This window comes from Paenibacillus sp. B01 (genome assembly GCF_009649995.1).
Lineage (GTDB): Bacteria > Bacillota > Bacilli > Paenibacillales > Paenibacillaceae > Paenibacillus_O > Paenibacillus_O pasadenensis.
The window spans coordinates 2,594,577-2,609,937 of sequence record NZ_CP045802.1; the positions used below are offsets into that span (position 1 = coordinate 2,594,577).

Annotated in this window: 19 protein-coding genes and 1 tRNA gene; all 20 read left to right on the plus strand. The window is 63.9% G+C overall.

Annotated features, from left to right (window positions below):
- Positions 1 to 8: 8 nt before the first annotated feature.
- Positions 9 to 608 carry a glycerol-3-phosphate 1-O-acyltransferase PlsY gene (plsY, locus tag GE073_RS11180; RefSeq protein WP_028599789.1) on the plus strand — a complete coding sequence of 200 codons (600 nt, stop codon included), beginning with the start codon at positions 9 to 11 and terminating at the stop codon, positions 606 to 608.
- Between the two features lie 10 nt (positions 609 to 618).
- Positions 619 to 1,647: an NAD(P)H-dependent glycerol-3-phosphate dehydrogenase gene (locus GE073_RS11185; protein ID WP_052333428.1), complete on the plus strand. Its 1,029-nt coding sequence runs from the start codon at positions 619 to 621 to the stop codon at positions 1,645 to 1,647.
- A gap of 137 nt (positions 1,648 to 1,784) precedes the next feature.
- On the plus strand, positions 1,785 to 2,060 hold the full coding sequence (locus GE073_RS11190) for a stage VI sporulation protein F (protein ID WP_028599787.1): 276 nt from the start codon (positions 1,785 to 1,787) through the stop codon (positions 2,058 to 2,060).
- A 134-nt stretch (positions 2,061 to 2,194) separates the two neighbouring features.
- Positions 2,195 to 2,377 (plus strand): DUF2768 family protein, encoded by a 183-nt coding sequence (locus GE073_RS11195; RefSeq protein ID WP_028599786.1) that lies wholly within the window; start codon positions 2,195 to 2,197, stop codon positions 2,375 to 2,377.
- An 18-nt stretch (positions 2,378 to 2,395) separates the two neighbouring features.
- Positions 2,396 to 2,692 (plus strand): 2Fe-2S iron-sulfur cluster-binding protein, encoded by a 297-nt coding sequence (locus tag GE073_RS11200; protein ID WP_028599785.1) that lies wholly within the window; start codon positions 2,396 to 2,398, stop codon positions 2,690 to 2,692.
- A gap of 16 nt (positions 2,693 to 2,708) precedes the next feature.
- A complete protein-coding gene (locus GE073_RS11205) occupies positions 2,709 to 3,095 on the plus strand; it encodes a 2Fe-2S iron-sulfur cluster-binding protein (protein WP_101809033.1) in 387 nt (128 codons plus the stop codon).
- On the plus strand, positions 3,092 to 3,859 hold the full coding sequence (locus GE073_RS11210) for a hypothetical protein (protein ID WP_101809034.1): 768 nt from the start codon (positions 3,092 to 3,094) through the stop codon (positions 3,857 to 3,859). Before GE073_RS11205 ends, GE073_RS11210 begins: the two co-directional genes overlap by 4 nt.
- Positions 3,860 to 4,125: 266 nt before the next feature.
- Positions 4,126 to 5,604 (plus strand): stage IV sporulation protein A, encoded by a 1,479-nt coding sequence (gene spoIVA / locus GE073_RS11215; protein WP_028599783.1) that lies wholly within the window; start codon positions 4,126 to 4,128, stop codon positions 5,602 to 5,604.
- 326 nt (positions 5,605 to 5,930) lie between these two features.
- Complete coding sequence (locus GE073_RS11220; RefSeq protein ID WP_028599782.1) at positions 5,931 to 7,052, plus strand: sugar ABC transporter substrate-binding protein; 1,122 nt, start codon at positions 5,931 to 5,933, stop codon at positions 7,050 to 7,052.
- Between the two features lie 87 nt (positions 7,053 to 7,139).
- Complete coding sequence (locus tag GE073_RS11225) at positions 7,140 to 8,657, plus strand: sugar ABC transporter ATP-binding protein (protein ID WP_153783469.1); 1,518 nt, start codon at positions 7,140 to 7,142, stop codon at positions 8,655 to 8,657.
- Positions 8,654 to 9,646, plus strand: a complete 993-nt coding sequence (locus tag GE073_RS11230) for an ABC transporter permease (protein WP_101809036.1) — start codon at positions 8,654 to 8,656, stop codon at positions 9,644 to 9,646. Before GE073_RS11225 ends, GE073_RS11230 begins: the two co-directional genes overlap by 4 nt.
- A gap of 157 nt (positions 9,647 to 9,803) precedes the next feature.
- On the plus strand, positions 9,804 to 10,088 hold the full coding sequence (locus GE073_RS11235; RefSeq protein ID WP_373864112.1) for an HU family DNA-binding protein: 285 nt from the start codon (positions 9,804 to 9,806) through the stop codon (positions 10,086 to 10,088).
- Between the two features lie 98 nt (positions 10,089 to 10,186).
- A tRNA-Pro gene (locus GE073_RS11240) sits at positions 10,187 to 10,263 on the plus strand.
- A gap of 86 nt (positions 10,264 to 10,349) precedes the next feature.
- Positions 10,350 to 10,571 carry a trp RNA-binding attenuation protein MtrB gene (gene mtrB, locus GE073_RS11245; RefSeq protein ID WP_028599778.1) on the plus strand — a complete coding sequence of 74 codons (222 nt, stop codon included), beginning with the start codon at positions 10,350 to 10,352 and terminating at the stop codon, positions 10,569 to 10,571.
- Between the two features lie 235 nt (positions 10,572 to 10,806).
- Entirely contained in the window at positions 10,807 to 11,325 is a 519-nt protein-coding gene (locus tag GE073_RS11250; protein WP_153783470.1) for a hypothetical protein, read from the plus strand.
- Positions 11,326 to 11,424: 99 nt separating this feature from the next.
- Positions 11,425 to 12,288 carry a heptaprenyl diphosphate synthase component 1 gene (locus GE073_RS11255; RefSeq protein ID WP_153783471.1) on the plus strand — a complete coding sequence of 288 codons (864 nt, stop codon included), beginning with the start codon at positions 11,425 to 11,427 and terminating at the stop codon, positions 12,286 to 12,288.
- Between the two features lie 8 nt (positions 12,289 to 12,296).
- Positions 12,297 to 13,016, plus strand: coding sequence for a demethylmenaquinone methyltransferase (locus tag GE073_RS11260; RefSeq protein ID WP_101809039.1), 720 nt, complete (start codon positions 12,297 to 12,299; stop codon positions 13,014 to 13,016).
- Positions 13,013 to 13,891 carry a UbiA-like polyprenyltransferase gene (locus tag GE073_RS11265; RefSeq protein WP_101809040.1) on the plus strand — a complete coding sequence of 293 codons (879 nt, stop codon included), beginning with the start codon at positions 13,013 to 13,015 and terminating at the stop codon, positions 13,889 to 13,891. Before GE073_RS11260 ends, GE073_RS11265 begins: the two co-directional genes overlap by 4 nt.
- Positions 13,888 to 14,517: a UbiX family flavin prenyltransferase gene (locus GE073_RS11270; protein ID WP_101809041.1), complete on the plus strand. Its 630-nt coding sequence runs from the start codon at positions 13,888 to 13,890 to the stop codon at positions 14,515 to 14,517. The genes GE073_RS11265 and GE073_RS11270 overlap by 4 nt, the downstream gene beginning before the upstream one ends.
- Complete coding sequence (locus GE073_RS11275) at positions 14,510 to 15,358, plus strand: menaquinone biosynthesis protein (RefSeq protein ID WP_228551438.1); 849 nt, start codon at positions 14,510 to 14,512, stop codon at positions 15,356 to 15,358. The genes GE073_RS11270 and GE073_RS11275 overlap by 8 nt, the downstream gene beginning before the upstream one ends.
- Positions 15,359 to 15,361: the final 3 nt, after the last annotated feature.

Sequence of the window (15,361 nt, forward strand, 5' to 3'; positions counted from 1 at the left end):
GAATGGCCTTGCTGACAACCATCCTTGCGATTGCAGCCAGCTACGCGCTAGGCTCCGTCTCGTTCAGCATTCTGATCGCCCGCTACTTCAAGGGCATCGACATCCGCCATCACGGCAGCGGCAACGCCGGGGCGACGAACACGCTGCGCGTGCTCGGCAAAGGTCCCGGCATCGCGGTGTTCGTCCTCGACATCCTCAAGGGCGTCGCCGCGGTATGGATCGGCCGCTTGGCCGCTCCGGACGTCGACTGGCTGCCCGCCGTCTGCGGGCTTGCCGTCATCGCCGGGCACAACTGGCCGATCTTCTTCCGCTTCCGAGGAGGCAAGGGCATCGCGACGATGATCGGCGCGATGGTCTCGCTTGCTTTCATACCTTCGCTGTATGCCGGCATCATCGCGATCCTGCTCGTCGCCATCACGCGCTATGTCTCGCTGGGCTCGCTCGTTTTCGCCCTGCTGACGCCATTATCCATCTTTCTTCTGATCGGCATCGGACCGATCTTCTGGACATCGGCCGTGCTGTGCGTGTTCGCGTTTGTCCGGCATCGGAGCAACCTCGTCAAGCTGTACAAGGGCACGGAGAACAAGCTTGGCGCAAAAAAGCCATGAGGGGGCCGCTATGAAGCAAACGGACGGCTCGCCCCGCGAGCTCAAAAAAGCGGCCGTGCTCGTCGCCGGCAGCTGGGGCACGGCCCTGGCCGCCGTCCTGGCGGCGAACGGCCATGAAGTCGTCATGTGGACCCGGAGCGCCTCGCAGGCCGCAGAAATCCGGGACTCGCACGCCAACACGAAATACTTGCCCGGAGCGGCGCTGCCGGACAATCTGACGGCGACGACCGACATGGCGGAGGCGCTGAAGGACGCTCGGCTCGTGCTGTTCGCGGCTCCGAGCTCGGCGATGCGCCAGGTCGCCTCGGCGGCCGCTCCCCTGCTCGATCCGGATGCGGTCATCGTCCACGCGGCCAAAGGCTTCGAGATCGACTCGCTGGAGCGCATGTCGCATGTGCTGGCGGAGGAGCTTGGACGCCCGCTGGAGACGATCGTCGTGCTGTCGGGACCGAGCCATGCGGAAGAAGTGGTGAAGCAGCTGCCGACGACCGTCGTCGTCGCCTCGGAGGCCGAAGGCTATGCCGAGCAGGCTCAGGACGCCTTCATCAACTCCTGCTTCCGCGTTTATACGAACCGGGACGTGATCGGCGTCGAGGTCGCCGGCGCGATCAAGAACATCATCGCGCTCGGAGCGGGACTGTCCGACGGCCTCGGCTTCGGCGACAACGCCAAGGCCGCGCTGCTCACGCGCGGACTCGCGGAGATCGGCCGGCTCGGCCAAGCGATGGGGGCGAACATGATGACGTTCGCCGGCCTCGCCGGCGTCGGCGATCTCGTCGCGACCTGCACGAGTCCGCATAGCCGCAACTGGCGCGCCGGCTCGCTGCTCGCAAGCGGGCTGTCGCTGGACGAGGTGCTCGCTAAGGTCGGCATGGTCGTCGAAGGCGTGCGCACGACGAGATCGGCTCGCTCGCTCGCCGCCCGCTACGGCGTCGAGATGCCGATCACCGACCAGCTGTATGAGGTGCTGTTCCAAAACAAGGCTCCGCGCGAGGCGGTAGAGAGCCTGATGCTGCGCGACCGCACCGGCGAGCTCTAGCCCGGCCGGGCGTCTGTCCTTCCGGGCAGCTCGCCCGCACCTCCCGGCGCCTGCGCTCATAGGATGATGGCAGAGCGGTTATGCCGCCGGATCCACCCGGCGTCTATAGCCCCATCATTCCTGGGGAGGGCGACACGATGGGCAAGAACTCGCCGAAGGACATCCTGAGCGCGGTCAACAAAAAGACGGGCAAGAACATTACCGAAAATCAGGTCAAGAAGCTTGCCAGCGGCGTCACGCCGGATACGATGCAGAGCGAGGAAGAGCTCCGCAAGCTGGTGAAGCAGGTCGCCAGCATGGCCAAAGTTCCGGTATCCGAGCAGACGATGAACGATATCGTCAAGGCGGTCAAGAGCAGCGGCATGAGCATGGGGAACCTGGAGACGCTGATGAAGATGATGATCAAAAAATAAAGGAATTCCGTACGGAGAGAATTGGGGCCGGTACCGCCGCGGCCGCGGCAGTGCCGGCCTTTCGCGCGGCCGTTGCCAGACAAGCTTTGCGAGGCCGCCGAGCTCCGTCGGAACAGGGATGGGAGTGTCGGAAGATGGATCCGATGACAGTCATGTGGATCTCTCTGATCGGAATCGGGATGATGGTCATTTCGGCTCTGATGATTACGTTCGCCCGCGCGAAGACGCGAGGCATCCTGCGGGGAGCGCTCTCGCTGATCGCATTCGTGCTGCTCGTCATCGGCTTTTTGCTGGGCGTATTTTCCATTATTGCGTAGACAGGGAGGCGATTCGAGGTGATCAAGCTGCAAGGGCGCACCCGGCTGACGGAGACGCCGGCGGTCAAGGGCGCGACGCTGCTCGAGCTCGCATTGAAGGCGAAGGCGGAGTGGGGCTCCTCCTGCCGGAGAGGCACCTGCGCGCGCTGCCGCTGCCTGATCGTGGACGGCATGGATCAGCTCGAGCCGGTCACCGACGCCGAGTGGGACAGGCTGGAGCCGGAGGAATTTGATCAGGGCTACCGCCTTTCCTGTCAAGCGGTCGTCCGCTCCGACGAAGCGGTCATTGAAGTGCGCCACAAGCCTTATTTCTAAAGGAGAGTCGGGAAGCGTGGTCCAAGTCACGTTTTGGCCTGAGGGCAGGTCGGTGCGGGTGCGCCCGGGCACGACGCTGCTGGAAGCGGCCCGGCTCGCGGGACGGCCGATCGCGGTCCGCTGCGGCGGCAAGGCCGCTTGCCTCATGTGCAAGCTCGGCGTGCATCCGGAGCACGGCGAGGCCGGATTGTCCCGGCCGACGCCGCAGGAGCGGCATAAGCTCGGCGAGGGCGTCGCAACGCGGCTCGGCTGCCAATGCCGAGCTCTCGGCGATTGCCACGCCGTGCTGCCGGAAGACCCGCTCAAGGCGGCGGTGCGCCGTCAGCTCGAGCGTCAAGCCGAAGAGGACGACGACAGCTGGCTGCGTTCTTTTCGCATGAAGGATCAGGAGGAACCCCAATGAACAAAGCAACTGCGGCAAGCGCCGCGCGGATCGGAGCTGCAGGCAGGCGGCTGCTGGCGGCGGCGGCGATCGCAAGCATGGCGACGCTGCTGTCGGGCTGCCTCTATCCTCGGGAGCAGCTCGGCCAGAACCAGCTGCCGGCCAAGGACGCCGTCGCCGGCGTGCAGGCGGTCGTCGATCTGTATCAACAGGAAACGGGACTGCTTCCGCTCAAAAACGCAACGGCGGAGACGCCGGCTTACGAGAAGTTCGCCGTCGATTTCGGCAAGCTGCAGCGCAGCCGCTATCTGTCGGAGCTGCCGGCCGCCTCGTTCGAAAAAGGCGGAAGCTACTACTTCCTCATCCAGAACGAGGAGACCGATCCGACCGTCAAGCTGATGCCGCTGCCCGTGTTCCAGGCGGTGAACGACATGCAGGCGGAGATCGCCCGTCTCGTCCGCGGAGGAGGGGCCGTTCCGCTCGGAGAAAGCCTTTATCCAGGCTTCTACCGGATCGACTACGGCAAGCTCGGCCTCAAGGAGCCGAAGCTGCGGAGCGTCTATTCCGGCGGCGCGCTGTCGCTCATGGCGGACGAGCGGGGCAAGGTCTACGCCGATTACGGACCCGATCTGATGCGTGCGGCTCAAAAGCGCGGGCTGGAAACGATCGGGCCCGATGTCGACCTGCGCTCGCTGCTGGCGGAGGACACCGACTTCGTTCCGGTCAAATCGCCGGTCTATCATCTGATCGATCAGGAGCCGGTTCCGCAGCCGGACCCGTCCTGACCTCTTTGAACCTCTCTCTTGCAGGATGCCCGGGCATCCTGCAGGAGGGAGGTTCTTTTCGATTCGGCCGGGGCATATCATACATTCTTGAAAGGTCGGGTCGGTCCGGATCGGGATGCAAGATTGGTTGGCGCAACCGTCATAATCCGGAAGGATGGACAATATGCTATTACTAGTCCACAGCATGTACGAGTTGCGTCGCTTGCCTGCCCTCTTGACCGGTGGAAGGCGACGAACCGGATAATCGATTGGGAGGGGATCTGAAAGTGGAAAAAGTGGATATTTTCAAGGACATCGCCGAACGGACCGGCGGGGACATCTACCTCGGCGTCGTCGGCGCGGTCCGGACCGGCAAATCGACCTTCATCAAGCGATTCATGGAAACGACCGTACTCCCGAACATCACGAGCGAGGTCGACCGCGTGCGCGCCGTGGATGAGCTGCCCCAAAGCGCGGCAGGCAAGACGATCATGACGACGGAGCCGAAGTTCGTGCCGAACCAGGCGGTCCGCATCCATGTGGCCGAAGGGCTCGAGGTGAACGTGCGGCTGGTCGACTGCGTCGGCTACGCGGTGGACGGCGCCAAAGGCTACGAGGACGAGAACGGCCCGCGCATGATCACGACGCCTTGGTTCGAGGAGCCGATCCCGTTCCAGGAAGCGGCCGAGATCGGCACGCGCAAGGTCATCCAGGAGCATTCCACGCTCGGCGTCGTCGTGACGACCGACGGCACGATCGCCGAGATCCCCCGCAGCTCGTACGTGGAGTCGGAAGAGCGCGTCATCGCGGAGCTCAAGGAAGTCGGCAAGCCGTTCGTGCTGATCATCAACTCGACGCGGCCGAAAAGCGACGAGGCGCTCCAGCTGCGCGGCGAGCTGCAGGCGAAATACGACATCCCGGTCATGACGCTGAGCGCGGCCAGCATGGGCGAGGAGGAAGTGACCTCCGTCCTGCGTGAGGTGCTCTACGAATTCCCGGTGCATGAAGTGAACGTCAACCTGCCGAGCTGGGTCATGGTGCTCAGCGAGAACCACTGGCTCCGCAGCAACTACGAGAACTCGGTGCGCGATACGGTCCAGGACATCCGGAGGCTGCGCGACGTGGACCGCGTGGTCGCCCAGTTCATGGAATACGACTTCATCTCGCGCGCCGGACTGAGCGATATGAACATGGGCCAAGGCGTGGCCGAGATCGACCTGTACGCGCCTGACGAGCTGTACGACCAGATCCTGATGGAGGTCGTAGGCGTCGAGATCCGCGGCAAGGATCATCTGCTCCAGCTCATGCAGGACTTCACCCATGCCAAGCGCGAGTACGACCGGTTCGCCGAGGCGCTGGAAATGGTTAAGACGACGGGCTACGGCATCGCCGCTCCGACGCTGGCCGAGATGCAGCTCGACGAGCCTGAGCTCATCCGCCAAGGCTCCCGCTTCGGCGTGAGGCTGAAGGCGACCGCGCCGTCGATCCACATGATCCGGGTCGACGTCGAGTCGGAGTTCGCGCCGATCATCGGCACGGAAAAGCAGAGCGAGGAGCTCGTGCGCTATCTGATGCAGGACTTCGAGAACGATCCGATCAAGGTGTGGGATTCCGACATGTTCGGCCGCTCGCTCCACTCGATCGTACGCGAAGGCATCCAGGGCAAGATCGCCATGATGCCGGACAACGCCCGCTACAAGCTGCAGGAGACGCTCGGCCGCATCATCAACGAAGGCTCGGGCGGGTTGATCGCGATTATTCTCTGATTCGCATAAATATGCAGCATCTTCAACAGCCGAATGTCAGCCGACATTCGGCTTCTTCTATTTACGGGGAGATGAGATTCGTGATATATCTATAAATCTATAGATAATTCCTATTATGATCGACTAGAAAATCGAAACCGCTTCATAAAAAAGGGCTTGCATCTCGACCGTCCCGTTCTATAATTATTCATAGCTCTTTTATTCGATGTTTTTCGACATAAAAGATGTAAATTCCGATTGACTTGCTTGGTAAACATGCTATGATGAGGTCAATACTTGGCTTGCCGCCAGTGGCGGCGCGGTCGTGCAGGAGGAGAAGAAGAGAGATGAAGTGGGGCAGAAAAACGATGCTGGTCGCAGCGGCGGCAGCGATGCTGGCGACGGCGGCATGCGGAAGCAAAGGCGGCAACGGAGGGAACGGCGGCGCGCCGGCGAACGAAGGCGAGGGCGCGGTCAAGCCGTCCAATGCGATTCTGGCGACGCTCGGCGAGGGCAATGACGATCTCAAGGGCAAAAAGATCGCGCTGATCATGCAGTTCAACGAAGGCGCGTTCTCGGCTCAGTACGTCGCGGGCGTGAAGGAGCAGGTCGAAAGCCTCGGCGGCACGCTGCAGGTGCAGGCCGCCGGCAACAACCTGGCGAACATGTCTTCTCAGCTCGATGCGGCGGTCAACGGCGGCTTCGACGGCATCCTGACCGACCACGGCACGGCCGAGGCGCTCGAGGCCGGCGTGAAGAAGGCGGTCGACAAGGGCATTCCGGTCGTGGCATTCGACGCCAACCTGACCGTTCCCGGCGTGACGGTGCTGCAGCAGAGCGACGAGGAGATGGCCAAGCAGCTGCTCGAAAAGATGAAAGAGGATATCGGCGGCAAAGGCAATATCGTCAAGGTATGGGTGGCCGGCTTCGCTCCGATGGAGCGCCGTCAGATTTCCTATAAGGCGTTCATGGACGCCAATCCGGACATCAAGGAGATCGCGCATTTCGGCACGGCGGACAAGCCGGCGCTCGACACGCAGAACCAAATGGAAGCGATCCTCAAGCAATATCCGAACAAAGGCGACATCTCGGCGGTGTGGGCGTCGTGGGACGAGTTCGCCAAAGGGGCGACGCGCGCCATCCAGCAAGCCGGCCGCAACGAGATCAAGGTGTACGGCATCGACATGAGCGACGAGGACCTGCAGCTGATCCAGGACGAGAACTCCCCGTGGGTCGCCTCGATCGCCGTCGATCCGAAGGATATCGGACGCGTGCAGGCCCGCTACCTGTACCAGAAGCTGCACGGCGACCCGACCGACGACAAGGTCGTCCTGCAGGCCGTCATGGTGACGCGCGACGCGCTGCCGAAGGACAAGAAGATCAACACGACCGAGCTCGGCGAATACGTCGAGGGCTGGGGCAAGAGCGAGCAGGGCATTGCCGAGTGGATGGGCCGCTCGGACAAGTAAACGTCCGTTCGCAGGCAAAAGGGGAAGGCGGCCGCCGGCCGCCTTTCGCTGCTTTTCCGCCTGCGGCAGGAAAGGAAGGGGAAAGAAATGGACAATCGGCCTTCACGGCTGAGGCTGTCGGGCATCGCCAAGTCGTTCTCCGGCGTGCCGGCGCTGCACGGCGTCGATCTTGAGCTGGCCGGCGGCGAAATCCACGCGCTGCTCGGAGCGAACGGCGCCGGCAAGAGCACGCTCATCAAGATCCTTTCCGGAGCCTATGCGTCGGACCGTGGCGTCATCGAGCTGGACGGCGCCGCCGTCCGCATCGACAGTCCCAAAGCGGCCAAGGAGCTCGGCATCCACTGCGTCTACCAGGAGGTGGACACCGCGCTTGTGCCGGGACTGAGCGTCGCGGAGAACATCATGCTGGACCGGCATTCGGCCGCCGGAGCCGGCTTTTGGGTCGACTGGAAATCGCTCCATCTGGAGGCGGCCGAGACGCTTCGCCGCCTTGGGGCGGACATTCCGCTGCACAAGCGCGCGGGCGAGCTGACGCTCGCTGAGAAGCAGCTCGTGCTGATCGCCCGGCTGCTGACGGAGCAGGCGCGCTTCGTCGTGCTCGACGAGCCGACGGCGCCGCTCAGCCTGGAGGAGGCCGAGCGGCTGTTCCGCGTCATGGAGGCGCTGCGGGCGGAAGGCATCGGCATCGTCTTCATCACGCATCGGCTGCCGGAGGTGTTCCGCTTGTGCAGCCGCGTGACGGTCATGCGCGACGGGCGCCGCATCTGGACCAAGCCGGCAGCGGAGACGAACGCGGACGATGTCGCGCTCGCCATGCTCGGCCGCCGCTTCGAGGACGAATATCCGAAGCTGGATGCCGACATCGGGGAGATGCTGCTGGAGGTGAGCGGACTGCGCAGCGGCAGCCGCGTCAAAGGCGTCGACCTGAACGTGCGCAGCGGCGAGATTACGGCCGTCGTCGGCCTTGTCGGCGCCGGCAAGACGGAGCTGTCGCGCGCGATTTTCGGAGCGGACGCCTCCAGCGGCGGCGAGGTGCGCGTCGCGGGCAAGCCGGTGCGGACGGCGCAGCCGGCCGATGCGGTGCGCGGCGGCATCGCGCTCGTGCCGGAGGAGCGCCGGCGCCAGGGCATCATAGCCAGCGACACCGTGCTGCGCAACCTGACGCTGCCGACGCTCGGCAAGCTGCTGCGCGGCGGATTGCTGTCGCGCCGGCGGGAGCAGCGAAGCGCGGACGGCCTGATCGCCCGGCTCGGCATCAAGACGTCCGGCTACGGCCAGTCCGTCTCCACGCTCAGCGGAGGCAACCAGCAGAAGGTCAGCATCGGCAAATGGATTCCGACCGGCGCCTCGGTCTATCTGTTCGACGAGCCGACAAAAGGCGTCGATATCGGCGCCAAACGGGATATTTTCCAGGTCATCGGGACGCTCGCCCAGCAAGGCAAGGCGGTGCTGTACCTGACCTGCGAATTCCAGGAGGCGATCGGCATCGCCGACCGCATCCTGGTCATGTACGACGGCGCCATCGTGCGCGAATTCGGGCGCGGAGAAGCCTCGCAGGAGGAGCTTCTCATCCACGCCAGCGGAGGAAGGGGAGGGACCTCATGAGAGCCAATGCCAAGCTGACCGATTTCATCTTCAAATACGGCTCGTTGATCGTCATCGGGCTGGTCATCCTGTTCTTCTCGCTCTGGGACGAGCATTTCTTCACCTACGACAATCTGGCCTCGATCCTGAGGTCCATCTCGATCACGGCGTTCGTCGCCATCGGCGTCACCTTCTCGCTGTCGGTCGACGGCTTCGACCTGTCGGTCGGCTCGACCGTCTCGATGGTCATCGCGTTCTCGACCGCGCTCATGGTCTGGTACGAAATGCCGCTCGCGGTCGTCATCATCGGCTCGCTGGCGATCGGCGCGGCCGTCGGTCTCGTCAACTCGCTGCTGATCGTGCTCATCCGCATCCCCGATCTGCTGGCGACGCTCGCGATCATGTATGTCGTATCGGGCCTGCAGCAGATCTTCACCAAAGGAAACTCGATCTACAGCAACATGATCATGCCGGACGGCTCCTCCGCTCCGGGCACGATTTCCCCGGCCTTCCTCTGGCTCGGACAGGGCGAGCTGCTCGGCGTGCCGGTGCCGGTCGCGCTCATGATCGTCGCGTTCGTGCTGGTATTCGTGTTCTTCACCTATACGCGCATGGGGCGCCAGATGGAGATGACCGGAGGCAATGAGGAGGCGGCTCGCCTCTCGGGCGTGCGCGTCCGCCGCATCCGCACGACGGCGTACGTTCTGTCCGGCCTGTTCGCGGCAGTCGGCGGCCTGCTGTTCGCCGCGCGCACGGGCAGCGGGCAGTCCGGCGCCGGCGCTCCGATCCTGATGGAGGCGGTCGCGGCCGTGTTCGTCGGCTACTCGGTGCTCGGCGCGGGACGGCCCAACATCATCGGCACCTTTTTCGGAGCGGTGCTCATCGGCGTGCTGCTCAACGGGCTGACGATGATGAACGTGCCTTACTATTCCAACGACTTCATCAAAGGCGGAGTGCTCGTGCTCGCGCTTGCCATCACGTTCATCCACCTGAACCGCCGCAAGGCGTGAATGCCGCGCCGCAGCAGGGCGGAGAGGGCTTTCGTACCGCCCAAAAATACCCTTGTATTCCGCTTGCGGCTGTATTAGTATAAGTTTGTTCCGCCTGAGCAGGTATATTTTTGCAGGAAAAGGCAAAACCATGTGATAAGGTGAGAAACTACAGGAGGTGAGATCATTGAACAAGACCGATCTGATCAACAAAGTATCCGAGGTCGCGGAGCTTTCCAAGAAGGATGCGACGAAAGCGGTCGACGCCGTGTTCGAAGCCATCTCCGATGCCCTTCAATCGGGCGACAAGGTGCAGCTCGTCGGCTTCGGCAACTTCGAGGTGCGCGAACGCCAAGCCCGCAAGGGACGGAATCCGCAAACGGGCGAGGAGATCGACATTCCCGCCAGCAAGACGCCGGCGTTCAAGCCTGGCAAATCGCTCAAGGATCTGGTTTCCAACTGAACCGCTCCGCCGTCCGAATGACCGCATTCGGACGTTTTTTGTTATTGACAACCTCTCCGCCCTTCAGGTAGACTCTTCCTTGTCACGGCTTGTGACATCGGGGTATGGCGCAGCCCGGTAGCGCGCACCCTTGGGGTGGGTGAGGTCGCAGGTTCAAATCCTGTTACTCCGACCATACATAACGAGCAGCTGCTTTCCTGACGCCGATCGGGAGAGCAGTTTTTTCTAGAGGGCATCCCCCTGCGGAAAGGAGCATGCATGATGGATCAGCTGCATGGAGAATACATCGTCATCAAAGCGAAGGATCAAGGCGTGCAGGTCATCGGACTTACGCGCGGCACGGATACGCGCTTTCATCATACGGAGAAGCTCGACAAGGGCGAGGTGCTGCTGGCGCAGTTCACCGACCACACCTCCGCCATCAAGATCCGGGGACGGGCGACGATCATGACCCGCTACGGCACGGTGGACTCGGGGGATTAGCTGCAGGCGTAAGCCTGGCATCAGGCTGCAGGCGTAAGCCTGGCATCAGGCTGCAGGCGTAAGCCTGGCAGCAAGCTGCAGGCGTAAGCCTGGCAGCAAGCTGCAGGCGCAAGCCTGCTTTTTCTTTTGTCCGCCCCGCGGATCGATCATGAAACGGCTGTCCCTCCCGTATACTGGCTAGAAGAGAGGCGGACAGCCTGCCGTCCGGCAGGCCGCCGGGAGGGAGGCGCGGACGATGAGAGCGGGAGGATGGATGCGGATGGCCGCGGCCGCGGCCGCGGCGGGAGCGATGCTGCTGCTCGCGCTGCTGCCGATCGGCCCCGGGCGATCGGGGGAGCCCGACCGGCCGGCGTTCCGGACGGAGCTGCCGGCGGCGCTCGGCCAGTCCAATCTGGTCGACAGCCTGCAGTCGCTGGGGCTCGGAAGCCGGCTCGAGCGAGTCGAATGGAGCGGCAGCGTGCTTCGCGTCGACCTGCGGGCGGAGCAGGGGGAGCTCGGCGACATCCGCTGGCGGGACGATCTGCGCGGGCTTGCCGAGCTCTGCTTCGTCCGCAGCTCCAATGTGACGAGGCTGCTGGCGCGGCTGCAGTCGGAGCGCGGCGGCCTTTCCGCGGCGGCCGACCTGCGCCGCACGGACGCCTGGATCGGCGAGCGGGAGCTGGCCGACTGGAGCGGAATCTCGCTGCGCGGCGACCGTTTGTGGCAATCGCGCCTCCGACTCGTCTATTTCGACGCCGACCGCCCCGCTCGCTGAGCGGAGGCGGCCGTTTGTACGGCTCCCTGTCATTTGTGGTATACTAATTTAGATTATGGAACGGCCCAAGATTCGCCGTCAGGTTCGGAGGCTTCCCTCATGACAGATTACCGAATACCCGATTTAGCCGGCAAGTACACGAAGCATGACATGATCGAGCGCTTCGCCGATCTGCCTCCGTTTCCCGATGCGCGGGCCCGGCTGCTCAGCTGCTTCCTGAAGCATGGAGCGGACGGAGAGCCGCAGGAGCTGCATGCGCTCGCATCCTCGCTCGTGCAGCTCGGTCTCGACACCCATGACCGGGTCGACACGGAATCCGGCGACCGCGGCATGCGCCAGATGCGCCAGCGGCAGCTGCGCGTCCTTGCCGGAGATTATTTCAGCAGCCGGTTCTACCAGCTGCTTGCCGGCGCCGGGCGGATCGAGACGATCCGCAGGCTGAGCGAGGCGATCTGCGAGTCCAACCGCCTCAAGACCGAGCTTTACCTGCTCATGAAGCGGGGACGGATCGGGGCGGAGGAATACGTGGAGCGCCAATCCCGCATCCGCGGCGTGCTGCTCCACAGCTATTCGTCCTTGCTGGACGAGCGGCTCCGCCCGGCATGGGCGAGGCTCGTGGACGCGCTCGCGCAGCTGGAGACGCTCCTGGAGGAGAAGCGGGCGCTCGCAGGCGCTGCCGCGTTCGCGTGCAGCTGGGGCTGGTGGCATGTGCTGGAGCACGGCGAGCAGCGCGACCGCCGGCTGCTGGAGCAGGCGGGCGAGGGCGACCCGGGCATATGGATTGAAAAATACGGCCTGACCGCCTTATTGGCGGACAAGCTCGGCGAGAGCGCGGCCCGGTTCGGGCGGCTCGCGTCCGACATCGTTCCGGCGGCGCTAGCCGAGGAGGCGGCAGCCATCGTCCATGCGCTGCTCGCTCCGGCTGCCGCAGCCGCGGCTGGAACGGCAGGCGAGTCGAGGTGACAACGCAGATGAACTCAAGCTCCAAGGAATCCCATGTCCATTCGGTGTTCCAGAAGATCGCGCCGAAGTACGACATGATGAACGATCTGCTCAGCTTCCGCCAGCATAAGGCTTGGCGGAAATTCACGATGCGCAAGATGGCGGTCCGACCCGGCGATACGGCGATCGACCTGTGCTGCGGCACCTGCGACTGGACGCTGTCCATCGCCAAGGCGAGCGGCACCGGCCGGGTCGTCGGGCTGGACTTCAGCCCGGCGATGCTCGAGGTCGGCCAGCGCAAGGTCGACCAGGAGCGCCTCGGCGGCCAGATCACGCTCGTGCAGGGCAACGCGATGCAGCTCCCATACCCGGACGACAGCTTCGACTTCGCCACGATCGGCTTCGGCCTGCGCAACGTGCCGGATCTGGAGCAGGTGCTGCGGGAGATGAAGCGCGTCGTCAAGCCGGGCGGCAAGGTCGTCTGCCTCGAGCTGTCCAAGCCGACCTGGCAGCCGTTCAAAGGCCTCTACTATTTCTACTTCGAGCATCTTCTGCCCTGTGTCGGCAAGCTGGTGGCCAAGTCGTACGAGCAGTACAAATGGCTGCCGGAATCGCTTCAGTCGTTCCCGGGCCGACAGGAGCTGGCGGACATCTTCCGCCGGACCGGCTTGGAATCGGTCAGCGCCGATCCGCTTACGGGCGGCATCGCGGCGCTTCATATCGGGACGAAGGGGACGGACGGAAGATGATTCGCAAAGTACGCATTTTTTTGGAAATGATCAAGTTCGAGCATACGATCTTCGCCTTGCCTTTCGCCTATATCGGCATGCTGCTCGGCTCCGTCACGATGGAAGGACGCCTGCCGGGCTGGGCCGAGGCGGGCTGGATCACGCTGGCGATGTTCGGAGCGCGCAGCGCGGCCATGGGACTCAACCGCCTGATCGACAAGGCGATCGACCTCAAAAATCCGCGGACCGAAAAAAGGGCACTGCCAGCCGGGCTGCTGAAGACCGGCGAGGTTGTGCTTTTCGTCGTGCTTTCGTTCGTCCTGTTCTTCTGGGCGGCGTCCCGGCTCGATCCGATCTGCGTGAAGCTGATGCCGATCGCCGTATTCTTCCTCGTCATCTATTCGTACGCCAAGCGCTTCACGTGGCTGTGCCACATCATCCTTGGCCTGACGATCGGCCTCGCGCCGCTCGGCGGCTGGGTCGCCGTCACCGGCTCGTTCGAGCCGGCGGCATGGGTATTCTACATCGGCATCGTCTTTTGGCTCGCCGGCTTCGATACGATCTACGCGCTGCAGGACATCGACTTCGACCGCAAGGAAAAGGTCTATTCCATCCCGGCGCGCTTCGGCGTCGTCCGCTCGCTGCAACTGGCCAAGGCGTTCCATCTCGTCACGGCCGCCTGCTTCGTCGCGCTGTTCTTCATGACGGACCTGAGCTGGATCTATCTGGCCGGCGTCGCCCTGTCGATCGGCATCCTGTTCTACGAGCATCTCATCCTCGGGCCCAGCGACATGAGCCGGCTGCAGACCGCCTTCTTCACGATGAACGGCTGGCTCAGCATCACGATGCTCGCCTTCACGCTGCTTGACCTGATCGTGCTGAGGGCTTGGGCATGAGCGCTGTGGCGGGGGCCCGCCCTACGCGCTGGGCAGTCGGCATCACCGGAGCGAGCGGAGCGATCTACGGCGTCCGCCTGATCGAGGAGCTGCTGAAGGCCGGCTGCGAGGTCGGCCTCGTCATCAGCGACGCCGGCTGGCGGGTGCTCAAGGAGGAGCTCGGCTGGGACGCCGCGCGGCGGCAGGACTCGATCCGCCGCGCGTTCGGCGAGGCGGCCGACGACGGCCGGCTGCGGCTGTATCCGAGCGGCGACATCGGCGCGAACATCGCCAGCGGCTCGTACCGCATGCAGGGCATGGTCATCGTGCCGTGCTCGATGGGAACGCTGTCGGCCGTCGCGCACGGCTCGTCGGACAATCTGATGACCCGCGCGGCGGACGTGATGCTCAAGGAGGGGAGACGGCTGCTGCTCGTTCCCCGCGAGACGCCGCTGCATGCGATCCATCTGGAGAACATGCTCAAGCTGTCGCGCCTCGGCGTCTCGATCGTGCCGGCGATGCCGGCTTTTTACTACGGGCCTCGCTCGATGGAGGACCTGATCGATTTTCTGGTAGGCAAGCTGCTGGATCTGATGGGGTTCGAGCATGACTTGTTCCGCCGCTGGGGAGATGATGGGCGTGCCTGACAGCAGACCGATCGATGTCGGCAGAATCGACTACACGAATACTTGGCCGCTGTTCCATTACGTGCCCGACGAGACCGAGGACTACCGCATCGTGCGCCGCGTTCCGTCGGGACTGAACCGCATGCTGCAGGAGGGGAAGCTCGCCGTATCGGCCGTCTCCTCGTTTATTTACGGCATGGATCCGCAAAGCTACGCGCTGCTGCCGGGGCTGTCCGTCGGGACGGTAGGGCGCGTGCGCTCGCTCCTGCTGTTCCTCAAAAAGCCGCTGCGCGAAGCGCTGAGAGGGAAGATCGCGCTGACCGACACGTCGGCGACGACGATCAACCTGCTCAAGATCATCCTCGCGCTCCGGTACGACGGGAATCCCGAGTACACGGTCATGCAGCCGGATCTCGAAGCGATGCTCGAGGAAAACGACGCGGCGCTGCTCATCGGAGACAGCGCCATCCGCGCCAGCTGGACCGATCATGGGCTGGAGGTCATGGACCTCGGCCAGGAGTGGCATGAGTGGACGGGCCTCGGCATGACCTATGCCGTCGTAGCTGCCCGGCGGGACGCGCTCGCCTCCCGTCCGGAAGAAGTGCTCCATCTGCATCGCGACCTGCTCGACAGCCGTCGCCGGAGCGTCGCCGATCCCGAGCCGCTCGTCCAGCGGGCGGCCGCGCTGATCGGCGGCTCCCCCGCCTATTGGCGGGAATACTTCAGCGCGATCCGCTACGACTTCGGTCCGGAGCTGCGCGAGGGCCTGGAGCTGTATTACCGCTACGCGCATCAGCTCGGACTTATCGGCGAGCCGGCGTCGCTCGCATTCATCGATCCGCAATTATCGACAGGCAGGTGAACG

Bases quoted from the DNA above. Each gene is read 5' to 3' on its own strand.
- GE073_RS11260 (WP_101809039.1), top strand. From the start codon at position 12,297: ATGAACTCAAGCTCCAAGGAATCCCATGTCCATTCGGTGTTCCAGAAG.
- GE073_RS11210 (WP_101809034.1), top strand. From the start codon at position 3,092: ATGAACAAAGCAACTGCGGCAAGCGCCGCGCGGATCGGAGCTGCAGGC.
- GE073_RS11195 (WP_028599786.1), top strand. From the start codon at position 2,195: ATGGATCCGATGACAGTCATGTGGATCTCTCTGATCGGAATCGGGATG.
- mtrB (WP_028599778.1), top strand. From the start codon at position 10,350: ATGGATCAGCTGCATGGAGAATACATCGTCATCAAAGCGAAGGATCAA.
- GE073_RS11190 (WP_028599787.1), top strand. From the start codon at position 1,785: ATGGGCAAGAACTCGCCGAAGGACATCCTGAGCGCGGTCAACAAAAAG.
- GE073_RS11265 (WP_101809040.1), top strand. From the start codon at position 13,013: ATGATTCGCAAAGTACGCATTTTTTTGGAAATGATCAAGTTCGAGCAT.
- GE073_RS11220 (WP_028599782.1), top strand. From the start codon at position 5,931: ATGAAGTGGGGCAGAAAAACGATGCTGGTCGCAGCGGCGGCAGCGATG.
- GE073_RS11255 (WP_153783471.1), top strand. From the start codon at position 11,425: ATGACAGATTACCGAATACCCGATTTAGCCGGCAAGTACACGAAGCAT.
- GE073_RS11225 (WP_153783469.1), top strand. From the start codon at position 7,140: ATGGACAATCGGCCTTCACGGCTGAGGCTGTCGGGCATCGCCAAGTCG.
- GE073_RS11250 (WP_153783470.1), top strand. From the start codon at position 10,807: ATGAGAGCGGGAGGATGGATGCGGATGGCCGCGGCCGCGGCCGCGGCG.
- GE073_RS11185 (WP_052333428.1), top strand. From the start codon at position 619: ATGAAGCAAACGGACGGCTCGCCCCGCGAGCTCAAAAAAGCGGCCGTG.
- GE073_RS11270 (WP_101809041.1), top strand. From the start codon at position 13,888: ATGAGCGCTGTGGCGGGGGCCCGCCCTACGCGCTGGGCAGTCGGCATC.
- GE073_RS11230 (WP_101809036.1), top strand. From the start codon at position 8,654: ATGAGAGCCAATGCCAAGCTGACCGATTTCATCTTCAAATACGGCTCG.